Annotated in this window: 8 protein-coding genes; 2 read left to right on the forward strand and 6 right to left on the reverse strand. The window is 33.9% G+C overall.

Annotation, left to right across the window (positions count from 1 at the left end; translation table 11 throughout):
• Nucleotides 1–69 precede the first annotated feature (69 nt).
• The 6 genes from NJT12_RS09485 to NJT12_RS09510 form a co-directional block, all read right to left on the reverse strand.
• The gene (locus tag NJT12_RS09485; protein ID WP_271335655.1) at nucleotides 70–1,386 is read right to left on the reverse strand and encodes a serine hydrolase domain-containing protein; all 1,317 of its coding nucleotides are present in this window, start codon (nucleotides 1,384–1,386) and stop codon (nucleotides 70–72) included.
• Nucleotides 1,383–2,000 (reverse strand): hypothetical protein, encoded by a 618-nt coding sequence (locus tag NJT12_RS09490; RefSeq protein WP_271335656.1) that lies wholly within the window; start codon nucleotides 1,998–2,000, stop codon nucleotides 1,383–1,385. Before NJT12_RS09490 ends, NJT12_RS09485 begins: the two co-directional genes overlap by 4 nt.
• Nucleotides 1,997–2,332 carry a PadR family transcriptional regulator gene (locus NJT12_RS09495; RefSeq protein ID WP_271335657.1) on the reverse strand — a complete coding sequence of 112 codons (336 nt, stop codon included), beginning with the start codon at nucleotides 2,330–2,332 and terminating at the stop codon, nucleotides 1,997–1,999. Before NJT12_RS09495 ends, NJT12_RS09490 begins: the two co-directional genes overlap by 4 nt.
• Nucleotides 2,333–2,439: 107 nt before the next feature.
• Entirely contained in the window at nucleotides 2,440–2,958 is a 519-nt protein-coding gene (locus NJT12_RS09500) for a DUF421 domain-containing protein (protein WP_271335658.1), read from the reverse strand.
• A gap of 209 nt (nucleotides 2,959–3,167) precedes the next feature.
• Nucleotides 3,168–4,538 carry a 30S ribosomal protein S6--L-glutamate ligase gene (gene rimK / locus NJT12_RS09505; RefSeq protein WP_271335659.1) on the reverse strand — a complete coding sequence of 457 codons (1,371 nt, stop codon included), beginning with the start codon at nucleotides 4,536–4,538 and terminating at the stop codon, nucleotides 3,168–3,170.
• A 141-nt stretch (nucleotides 4,539–4,679) separates the two neighbouring features.
• Entirely contained in the window at nucleotides 4,680–7,226 is a 2,547-nt protein-coding gene (locus NJT12_RS09510; RefSeq protein WP_271335660.1) for an ATP-dependent Clp protease ATP-binding subunit, read from the reverse strand.
• A 258-nt stretch (nucleotides 7,227–7,484) separates the two neighbouring features.
• Here NJT12_RS09510 and gyrA point away from each other — a divergent pair, with 258 nt between their 5' ends.
• Both gyrA and NJT12_RS09520 read left to right on the forward strand, forming a co-directional pair.
• A complete protein-coding gene (gene gyrA, locus NJT12_RS09515; RefSeq protein ID WP_271335661.1) occupies nucleotides 7,485–10,130 on the forward strand; it encodes a DNA gyrase subunit A in 2,646 nt (881 codons plus the stop codon).
• 38 nt (nucleotides 10,131–10,168) lie between these two features.
• Entirely contained in the window at nucleotides 10,169–11,437 is a 1,269-nt protein-coding gene (locus NJT12_RS09520; RefSeq protein WP_271335662.1) for a tetratricopeptide repeat protein, read from the forward strand.
• The last annotated feature ends 223 nt before the right edge of the window (nucleotides 11,438–11,660 follow it).

Below are 11,660 nucleotides of genomic sequence, written 5' to 3' on the forward strand. Positions count from 1 at the left end.
AGTTCAAGAAATGAAAAAAGCTAGTTTCAATTTAGGAACTAGCTTTTTGTCTGACTTGTATTTCTTGATTTATTCTTTAGTAAATGTATATTCTTTTCCGCCTTGTTTTAAGATCATTTCTTTTTTATCAGGGTTGAATTCTAGTGCGATACCTGCCTGATCAAATTTAAAAATGTTGGCGGCAGCTGCTTCTAATGGAAAAGAGGGTTGTCCCGTTGCCTGGGCGATCAATGTTTTATCTTTTTTTGAAATGGCTATTTTTAACGGGATTTGTGGGCTCCCGTAATTGCCTAAATATGGATCCAGTGTTTCAGTCGTAATGGCAATGGTGGTAAAATCCGGCATTGTATAAGGTTTGTGAAAATAAGAACTCAATGCGCAAAGTAAGATACTATTGTTGTCATAATTAATTCCGTTTGAAGTAATGGCTAATGCTAATTTTTCATTTGGGAAATAGCTTAAAACAGATCTGAAACCATCAATTCCTCCGGTATGACCATAACTTTTTAGTTCAAAGTAAGGAAACTCAAAAATTCCCATTCCGTATTTGTCTTTTAGTGTTTTCATCTCATTTAGATGTTCAATAGAAACAATTTTACCTGCAAAAAGATTTTCGATAAATAAGTTTAAATCTGTTGGGTTAGAAACAATTCCGCCGGCTCCAAGCGGAATCGACATATCGGTTTCATTTTCTTTATTCCATTTTCCATCAAATGTATATGAAAAGCATTCGTTATTTTCTATGCTTGTTTTTCCGCCTAAATAAGTGTTTTTTAATTTTAGAGGACTGACAATTTTTAGATTTAAAATTTCTCCAAATTTCTTTTTGTAAACATCTTCAAGTATAAAAGATAATAAAACGTAGTTAGAATTACTGTATTGACCTTTTGTATTAGGCTCAAAAGTACTATCTCCTCCGGCTATTCTTGCGATCATTTTATCTCTGGATTGAAATTCAGTACTCCATTTTAAATAATCCTCATCATTGGTGAAATCATGTATGCCGCTTCTGTGGTTTAGTAAATTGCTAATTGTAATGGTTTTTGCATTTTTTACTGTTGGGAAATATTTATCAATAGTTTGATTCAAGTTGATTTTTTTCTCTTCTACAGCTTTGAAAATCATCGAAGCTGTAAACATTTTAGAAATTGAACCTATTCTGTATTTTGTGTTTATACTTGATTTCTTAGAACTGGCAATATCATCGTAACCAATTGATTTGGTATAAATTGTTTTTCCGTTTTCAGAAATTGAGATGCTTCCCATATATTTATTGTTCTTTTCTAAAAGAAGAAATAAACTATCTAATCTTTGAGGATTGAAATTTTGACTGAAACCAATTGTCGTGATAAGTGTAAATAAACTGGTAATAATAATTTTTTTCATACTAAGGTTTTTTGGTTGATTGATTTTTTGAATTTTAATAACAGGGTAATAAGGAAATAAAATAATACGATTGAAAGCAACATGACAGGAATGAACCAGTTGCCAAGAACTTCTATGGTTTGGGTTTTTAACTGACTTTCGGGATTTACTATTCCGAGTATAAAAACAGAGTAAGAATCGGGTTTAATATGTAATCCCACAAGTGACGGATAGAATATTTTCGCAAAAATCAGGAAGACAAAGCCAAATAGGAAAAGGTATAAAATAAAGAAAAATATATACGAAACGCCATTTGTAAAGTTTAATATCAATGCTTTAAAAACATGAACAGGGTTAAAAGTTTTTGTTGCCTGTTCGAGTTTTTTATCTGCGACAAGTGGTTTTAAAACTTCTTCCGGAATCCCTAATTTCTCAATTATATCCAATAGTGAATCTATTTCATTTGCATTATTTCTATGCTGAATAGATTCAAAAATATGGCTGTTGAATTCCATATAAATATCATCCTGATTGATTTTTGATAATGAAGCCGTTGCTTTTTTAATACGCTTCATGTAATCGTTATAAATTCTCTGTGAAGCTTTTTGTTCGAATTTGATATCTTCTATTCTCATTGAATGATTTTTTTGATTGATTTTTCAAGATTTTCCCAATAGATATTCATCTGACTTAAAGTTTCGATTCCGGCTTCGGTCAAGGAATAATATTTTCGGGGAATACCAGTTTCTTGTTCGACCCATTTTGATGTTACTAATTCTTCTGTTTTCAATCGGTTCATCAAAGGATAAAGAGTTCCTTCGGCGATTTCTATCTCGGTATGTTTTCTTATTTGTTCGATAAGTTCATAACCATAGTACTCATGATTTTTAAGTACGTTCAGGATGATAAAAGTTAAGGTGCCTTTCTTTACCTGCGATTTCCAGTTTGTTACAAATGTTTCGTTCATATTTCAAATGTATAACAAAATACATAGTATAACAAAGTATATGGCTAAGTTTTTTTATTTTATATGTTTAAAGTGTTGATTTTTAAATATTTAAATTTTAAAAAAGATCACTTTTGCAAATTCTTGCGATTGTGTTTTCTTTTGTAATGTGTTTGTTTGAGGTTCTTTTTGTCCTGAGATATGATACTTATGGTGCCGTCAATTTCAAGCATAGCGAGCTTTATATCTGTCAAATGTTCTAAACCGTGCTCACGTGCCGCTTCTTTTAGTTCATCGTGAGAGATGTCTAATTTGCTTAGGGTTTTAAAATCTAACACGCCATTGTGAATCAGAATTTCTGGCTTATCTAGTAATAAATTATTAAGGCCTTTGTATTTATGAGTCAGTTTTTTTATAATAAAATTGATTATAAATAAAGCTAAAGCAGCAATTAAACCTCCGGAAAGACTTGTGTCTGGGCCAACCATTGCATTTTGAACCGAGTTACTGATCAGTAAAATAAGAATAATATCTGCAGTGTTTAATTGCGAAAGTTCCTTTTTTCCAAAGAGTCTAAGTGCAATTGTCATGAAAAAATATACAGCTATACTTCTTGCAATAATATCTAAATAGGGGTATAGCGCCATTTTTTTTGAGTTTAAATTTAAAAAAAGCTTTGTCAAAGTTTTAAACTTTGACAAAGCTAGTCTGCACATTTTTGTCATCCCGAGGAACGAGGGATCACACTAGAAGCTCCGCAAAGTAAATCGATAATCGTTGTCGAGTTTCGAGTGTGATCCCTCGTTCCTCGGGATGACAATATTGCGATTATTTTGTTGCTAAAAGCTAAATGAACTTATATTAGTTTAAAATTCTTTTCAATCGCTTTGATCATTTCGCCTGCAATATCTTTATTGGTAGCACCTTCGATTCCTTCAAGACCAGGAGAAGAGTTGACTTCCAGTAATAACGGTCCTTTTGAAGAACGAATAATATCGACCCCGGCGACTTTTAAGTCCATAGCTTTTGCAGCTTTTATGGCAATCTTTTTCTCTTCGGCAGTTACTTTTATTACAGAGGCTGTTCCTCCAAGATGAATGTTTGCTCTAAATTCTCCCGGCATTGCTTCACGCTGAATTGCTGCAACAACTTTTCCGTCGATTACAAAACAACGAATATCTTTTCCGTTTGCTTCTTTGATGAATTCCTGAACAAGGATGTTTGCATTCAAACTCTTAAAGGCATTGATAACACTTTCTGCCGCTTTTTTGGTTTCGGCCAAAACAACCCCTTTTCCTTGTGTTCCTTCCAATAATTTTACAATTAAAGGTGAACCTCCTACCATTTTGATTAAATTGTCTGTATCCAAAGGAGAATTAGCAAAACCAGTTGTTGGAATATCAATTCCGCTATTCAAAAGCAACTGCAATGAATATAATTTATCCCGGGATTGTGTTATGGCTGAAGCCGAATTTAAAACAAAAACCTTCAATGCTTCAAATTGACGTGTAAGAGCGCAACCGTAGAAAGTAATGCTTGGTCGGATTCTTGGAATAATAGCATCAAATTGGTTTAATATCTTTCCACCGCGATAATGAATTTCAGGTGTTTTTGCGTCCAGCTTCATGTAACATTCCTTGATATTCAAAAAATGCATTTCATGACCGCGCATTTCACCCGCTTCCATGATTCTTTTATTGCTGTATAATTCAGGATTACTCGCCAAAAGTCCGATTCGTAGACCAGAAGTCGCTTTTTCTGAATTTTGATATAGTTCTTTTAATGTTTCAGGAGTAGGTTGTCCTAACATGTATTTTTCTTCAGGATCAACCAATACACGTCCGCTCATGGCTTCACGGCCTAAAAGCATTCGAAAACCCATCGAGTCACGATTGGTCAAAGTCATTTCGATTGGCCATTTTACATCACCAAGCTTAATGCTGGTTTGAATCACGTAACGATGTTCTCTGAAGCCACTTGAACTTTTTACGATTCTTTTGTCAACCAACGGAGCTTCGCAATGTATGACGGTTTTAATGTTATTCTGAATTGGATTAATGTCAAATTTTACCCAATTGGCATCATTTTTTATAAAAGGAGCTATGTTTATCGCGTGCATTGCCGAAGTTTTAGCACCAGAATCGACGCGAGCTTTGATTGTCGGGATTCCTAGTTCTGGAAATGCGCACCATTCTTCGCTACCTAAAATGACTTTATTTTGAAGCATACGTTATTATTTATTTATAGAATATAATAGCCAAAAATAGCTATTTGCTTTTACTAAAGGTAGTAATTTATCTAAAAAAAATACCCGTTATGTTATGAAAACGTAACGGGTAAATTAAATTTGTTATGAGTTTGAAATAATCTATTGATTAGTTGGCTCTTCGGCTTTGTGTATTTCTACAGAAAGCTCTTGGGAATCATCTTTTAAATCCATTAAGATCTCATCGCCTGAATGTATTTTTGAAGTGATGATTTCTTCTGCTAACAAATCTTCAACATATTTCTGAATTGCTCTTTTTAGAGGACGTGCTCCAAATTGTCTGTCAAAACCTTTCTCAGCAATAAAAGCTTTTGCTTTATCTGTAAGATTCAATTTGTATCCTAGTTCAGAAACGCGTGAATATAGTTTTGCAAGTTCAATTTCGATAATCAAATCAATATCATGTTTCTCTAATGCGTTGAATACGATTACATCATCAATTCTGTTTAAGAATTCAGGAGCAAAAGTTTTTTTCAATGCATTTTCTATAATGCTTTTTGAGTTTTCATCAGCCTGAGCTACTTTCGCAGCAGTTCCAAATCCTACACCTTGTCCAAAATCTTTTAACTGACGCGCACCAACATTCGATGTCATTATAATGATAGTGTTTTTAAAGTCGATTTTGCGACCTAAACTATCTGTTAAATATCCGTCATCAAGAACCTGAAGCATCATATTGAATACATCCGGATGCGCTTTTTCGATCTCGTCTAATAACACAACACAATATGGTTTTCTACGAACTTTTTCAGTCAATTGACCACCTTCTTCGTATCCTACGTATCCCGGAGGCGCTCCAACTAAACGAGAGATCGCAAATTTCTCCATGTATTCACTCATGTCAATACGAACTAATGCATCTTCAGAATCGAATAACTCTTTTGCTAAAACTTTCGCTAATTGTGTTTTACCAACTCCAGTCTGACCTAAGAAAATAAACGAACCAATTGGTTTGTTAGGATCTTTAAGTCCGGCTCTGTTACGCTGAATAGAACGGGCAATTTTTAAAACTGCTTCATTTTGACCAATTACTTTGTTTTGAATTAATTCAGGTAATTTGGCTAACTTATTGCTTTCTGTTTGTGCAATTCTGTTTACAGGAATTCCGGTCATCATAGAAACAACATCGGCTACATTGTCTTCTGTAACTTCAATTCTGTTGTTCTTAGAATCTTCTTCCCATTGTTCTTGTGCAACAGCAAGATCTTTTTCAATGCGTTTTTCATCATCGCGAAGTTTGGCAGCCTCTTCGTATTTTTGTTTTTTGACTACCATGTTTTTCATTTCACGAACTTCTTCTAACTGACGTTCCAAATCAAGAATTTGTTTAGGAACATCAATATTAGTAATGTGTACGCGAGATCCGGCTTCGTCAAGAGCATCAATAGCCTTGTCTGGTAAGAAACGCTCAGACATATATCTGTTCGTTAATTTAACACAAGCTTCAATTGCTTCCTGAGTATAAGTTACATTGTGGTGATCTTCATATTTATCTTTAATGTTGTTTAAGATTGCAATAGTTTCTTCAACAGATGTTGGTTCAACGATTACTTTCTGAAAACGTCTTTCAAGAGCACCATCTTTCTCAATATATTGTCTGTATTCATCAAGAGTTGTAGCGCCAATACATTGGATTTCACCTCTTGCTAAAGCAGGTTTAAACATGTTTGAAGCATCAAGAGAACCTGTTGCTCCACCAGCGCCTACGATAGTGTGAATTTCATCAATAAAAAGAATGATATCGTCATTTTTCTCCAGCTCGTTCATCACGGCTTTCATTCTTTCTTCAAACTGACCGCGGTATTTTGTTCCTGCTACTAAACTGGCAAGATCAAGGGTAACCACACGTTTGTTGAAAAGGATACGAGATACTTTCTTTTGGATAATACGTAAAGCAAGTCCTTCTGCAATAGCAGATTTACCAACTCCAGGCTCTCCAATAAGTAGCGGGTTGTTCTTTTTTCTACGGCTTAGAATTTGAGAAACACGTTCAATTTCTTTCTCGCGTCCTACAACCGGATCCAGTTTTCCTTCTTCTGCCATTTCTGTTAAATCTCTCCCAAAATTATCTAAAACCGGAGTCTTTGATTTTTTGTTTGACTTATTGGCGGGATTATTAAAACTACTTTCTTTTAGACTGTCATCTTGTCCTGAATCGTCATTATACGATTCGTTTCTTGGCAAGTTTTCTAAGAATTCTTCTTCGTTTGGAGTCATATTTAAATATTGTTCTTTAGCTATGTCATAATCTATTTTTAGTTTATTCAATAGTTTGGTTGTGGGATCGTTTTCGTTTCGTAAGATACACAAAAGCAAGTGCGCCGTGCTAATCGACGAGCTCTGAAATACTTTAGCTTCCAGAAATGTGGTCTTCAGGGCTCTTTCCGCCTGGCGCGTAAGATGAAGATTCTTCTTTTCGGCATTTACTTCAACGCTTTGATTGGCTGGACTCAGTATTTCTACTTTCCTGCGTAAATGATCTAAATCGACTGCAAGGTTATTAAGTATATGAATAGCTTTTCCGTTTCCATCCCTTAAAATGCCTAGCATTAGATGTTCAGTACCAATAAAGTCGTGGCCCAAACGTAAGGCTTCCTCTTTACTGTAGGTAATAACATCTTTTACTCTTGGTGAAAAATTATCATCCATAATATATAATTGGTATTGTAAATTTAGTGAATTAGTGTTTGAAAAACAAAAACCATACCCTTCAGGAACTCCTGACAGCTAAGAGACAAAAAAAATAACAATAAAAGCGTTAAAATACGCTTAATTTATTAACCAAAAGCTAAAAAAAAGTTGTTAATAAATCATTGAAATAAGTGTAAGTAAATAGCTGAAAAAATTCCAAAAAAACGTATCTTGGCACGCTTTGAAACTAATATAATTATTTAAACATAACAACTTATGTCTGAAGGAGAAAAGTTAATTCCTATTAACATTGAAGATGAAATGAAATCTGCTTATATCGATTATTCGATGTCAGTAATTGTATCGAGAGCACTTCCGGATGTTAGAGATGGCTTGAAACCAGTGCATCGAAGAGTTCTTTACGGAATGTATGATTTAGGTGTAACTTCAAAATCTGCCCACAAAAAATCTGCTAGAATCGTAGGAGAGGTTCTGGGTAAGTATCACCCACACGGAGATACTTCTGTTTATGATGCGATGGTTCGTATGGCCCAGGAATGGAGTATGCGTTATTTATTAGTGGATGGTCAGGGTAACTTTGGTTCTGTAGATGGCGATAGTCCTGCAGCAATGCGTTATACTGAGGCCAGAATGCGTAAGATTTCAGAAGACATCATGGCAGATATCGAAAAAGAAACAGTTGATTTTCAATTGAACTTTGATGATACTTTATATGAGCCAAAAGTAATGCCAACCAGAGTTCCTACTTTGTTAATCAATGGAGCAACTGGAATCGCGGTAGGTATGGCAACAAATATGCCTCCACACAATTTAACTGAGGTTATCAACGGAACACTTGCGTACCTTGATAATAACGATATCGAAATTGACGAATTAATGACGCATATTAAAGCTCCGGATTTTCCAACTGGAGGTATAATATATGGTTATGAAGGTGTTCGTGAAGCATTTAAAACCGGTAGAGGGCGTATTGTAATGCGTGCTAAAGTTGGTTTTGAAGAAGTTGACGGAAGAGAATCTATTATTGTTACCGAGATTCCATATCAGGTAAACAAAGCCGAGATGATCAAACGTACGGCTGATTTAGTTAATGATAAAAAAATTGAAGGTATTGCGAATATTCGTGACGAGTCAGATAGAAATGGTATGCGTATCGTTTATATCCTGAAACGTGATGCTACGCCAAACGTAGTTTTGAATACTTTATATAAATATACGTCTTTACAGTCTTCTTTTAGTGTAAACAATATTGCGCTTGTAAAAGGTCGCCCACAAATGTTGAATCTAAAAGATATGATTCATTATTTTATTGAGCACCGTCATGATGTAGTAGTTCGCAGAACTCGTTTTGAATTGCGTAAAGCAGAAGAAAGAGCGCATATATTAGAAGGTTTAATTATTGCATCTGATAATATTGACGAAGTAATTGCATTAATCAGAGGTTCTAAAAATACCGAAGAAGCTCGTGAAAAATTAATCGAAAGATTTAAATTGTCAGATATTCAGGCTCGTGCAATTGTTGAGATGCGTTTACGTCAGTTAACAGGTCTGGAACAAGATAAATTAAGAGCTGAATACGAAGAATTGATGAAGTTAATCGAGCATTTGAAAGCTTTATTAGCAGATGTGGTTTTAAGAACGAACTTAATTAAGGAAGAACTTGAAGAAATTCGTGAGAAATACGGAGATGACCGTCGTTCTCAAATTGAATATTCAGGTGGAGATGTAAGTATTGAAGATTTAATTGCTGATGAAAATGTAGTGATTACAATTTCTCATGCAGGTTATATCAAACGTACCAACTTAACAGAATACAAAACTCAAAATAGAGGAGGAGTTGGACAAAAAAGTGCAGGAACAAGAGATCAGGATTTCCTTGAGCATATGTTCGTTGCAACCAATCACCAGTATATGATGTTCTTTACGCAAAAAGGTAAATGTTTCTGGATGCGTGTTTACGAAATTCCGGAAGGAAGTAAAACGGCAAAAGGAAGAGCAATTCAAAACTTAGTAAACATTGAAAGTGATGATAAAGTAAAAGCTTTCATTTGTACACAAGACTTAAAAGACAAAGATTATATCAATAGTCATAATCTTGTAATGGTAACTAAAAAAGGTCAGGTTAAGAAAACATCTTTAGAGAAATATTCTAAACCAAGAGTAAATGGTGTTGCTGCAATTACAATTAAAGAAGGTGATGAATTACTTGAAGCTAAATTAACAAACGGAGAAAGTCAAATTATCCTTGCTGTTAAATCTGGTAAATTAGTTCGTTTTGAGGAAACTAAAACACGTCCGATGGGAAGAACAGCTTCCGGAGTTCGCGGAATTACCTTAAAAGATGATACTGATGAAGTAATTGGTATGGTTACGGTTGATAAGGACAATGTAAACGACTCGCAAATTTTAGTTGTAACTGAAAACGGATACGGTAAACGTACTAAATTAGTTGACGACGATGGTGAAGATGTTTACAGAATTACAAACCGTGGAGGAAAAGGTGTTAAGACACTTAATATCACAGAAAAAACAGGAAAATTAATTTCGATAAACGCTGTTAGTGATGCTGATGATTTAATGATTATCAACAGATCTGGATTAACAATCAGAATGGCAATTGAAGATTTACGTGTAATGGGTCGTGCAACTCAGGGAGTTCGATTGATTAACTTAAAAGGTAAAGATTCTATCGCTGCTGTAACGAAAGTTATGAAAGATGATGTTGCTGAAGTTATTGTTGATGAGGACGGTAATGTTATCGAGTCAGTTATCGAAAGAGTAAAACCTGATTTAGAAGTTCTTGAAGATGATAGTCCTGTAGAAGATGACGATGAGGATGACGATTCAGAAGAAGAATTAGAAGACGAAGATGATTCAGAAGAAGAAGAATCTGAAGAATAAAATTTAACCACTATAATTAAATATACAAATTGAATACTATGAAAAGTAAATATGTAATACTTGCGTCAGCATTATTGATTTCAGTAGCTACTTTTGCTCAAAAAGATCAAATCAAGAGTGCTGAAAAAGCGTTAAAAGGAGGAGATGCTCAAGGAGCAGTTGCAATTCTTAAAGATGCTGAAAATTTGGTTGTAAATGCCAAAGATGTTGAACAGGCTCAGTACTACTTTGTACAGGGTAATGCTTATTTAGCTTTGGCAGATAAAAAAGTAGAAGAAAGTAAAAACCTTTCTCTTGCTGCTGAAAGCTATAAAAAGTTAATTGATGTTGAAAAAGCTTCTGGAAAATTAAAATATTCTACTCAGGCTGCAGCTTCAATTACTGATATTAAAGGAAAGTTGATTAATGCAGCTATTGCAGATTCTCAGGTAAGTAAACATGCTGACGGTGCAAAAAAATTGTATGATGCTTATTTATTAGATAAAAAAGATACAATCAATTTATATTATGCAGCTTCAACAGCAGTAAATGCTCAGGATTTTGATCTTGCTTTACCAATGTACGAAGAATTAAAAAAATTAAACTATTCTGGAAAAGGTACTAGCTATTTAGCTGTAAATAAAATTTCAGGTAATGAGGATAATTTTAATAGTGCAAAAGATAGAGATTTAGCTGTAAAATTAGGAACTCACGAAAAACCTAAAACTGAAGCTATTCCTTCTAAAAGAGGGGAAATTTATAAAAATTTAGCTTTGATTTTAGTTCAAAAAGGACGTAGTGAAGATGCTAAAAAAGCAATTGCTGATGCTAGAAAAGCAAATCCTGAAGATAGTTCTTTGATTCTTACAGAAGCTAACTTGTATTTAGAATCTAAAGATTATGATACATACAAAAAATTAGTAGGTGAAGCTTTAGAAAAAGATCCAAAGAATGCTGATTTGGTTTTTAATTTAGGTGTTATTAGTGGAAATGCTAAAAACAATGCAGATGCTGAAAAATACTATTTGAAAGCGATCGAAATCAATCCAAATTATGCAAATGCTTATCTTAACCTGGCAGCTTTAAAATTAGAGGCTGAAAAACCAATTATTGATGAGATGAATAAATTGGGTACTTCTGCAAAAGATATGAAACGTTACGATGTGTTGAAAGCACAAAGAGAAAATGTTTTTAAAGGAGTTATTCCTTACCTTAAAAAAGCAAATGAATTAGATCCTAAAAACGAAGATGTATCTAAAACATTATTAGGTGTGTACAAAGCATTAGAAATGACTGCTGAAGCAAAAGCATTGAAAGCTACAATGTAATAATTTCAGATTAAATATAAAAAGCCATCTTGTTTTGAATGAGGGCACTGAAAAAGTCCTTTTCAGGAATAATTGTTAATTAAAGGAGTAGAAGCTAAAAGTTTTCTACTCTTTTTTTTTGTATCTTTTGGGTGTAATCATAAGGCTTTTTAGATGTTAATTCAACAGCAACAAATTCAGTTTAGTCCCTATTCTTCATTATATGATTTAATCGTTCCAAAGG

It is taken from the genome of Flavobacterium azizsancarii (assembly GCF_027980145.1).
In the GTDB taxonomy this organism is placed as follows: Bacteria; Bacteroidota; Bacteroidia; order Flavobacteriales; family Flavobacteriaceae; genus Flavobacterium; species Flavobacterium azizsancarii.

Bases quoted from the DNA above. Each gene is read 5' to 3' on its own strand.
- NJT12_RS09485 (WP_271335655.1), bottom strand. From the start codon at position 1,386: ATGAAAAAAATTATTATTACCAGTTTATTTACACTTATCACGACAATT.
- NJT12_RS09490 (WP_271335656.1), bottom strand. From the start codon at position 2,000: ATGAGAATAGAAGATATCAAATTCGAACAAAAAGCTTCACAGAGAATT.
- NJT12_RS09495 (WP_271335657.1), bottom strand. From the start codon at position 2,332: ATGAACGAAACATTTGTAACAAACTGGAAATCGCAGGTAAAGAAAGGC.
- NJT12_RS09500 (WP_271335658.1), bottom strand. From the start codon at position 2,958: ATGGCGCTATACCCCTATTTAGATATTATTGCAAGAAGTATAGCTGTA.
- rimK (WP_271335659.1), bottom strand. From the start codon at position 4,538: ATGCTTCAAAATAAAGTCATTTTAGGTAGCGAAGAATGGTGCGCATTT.
- NJT12_RS09510 (WP_271335660.1), bottom strand. From the start codon at position 7,226: ATGGATGATAATTTTTCACCAAGAGTAAAAGATGTTATTACCTACAGT.
- gyrA (WP_271335661.1), top strand. From the start codon at position 7,485: ATGTCTGAAGGAGAAAAGTTAATTCCTATTAACATTGAAGATGAAATG.
- NJT12_RS09520 (WP_271335662.1), top strand. From the start codon at position 10,169: ATGAAAAGTAAATATGTAATACTTGCGTCAGCATTATTGATTTCAGTA.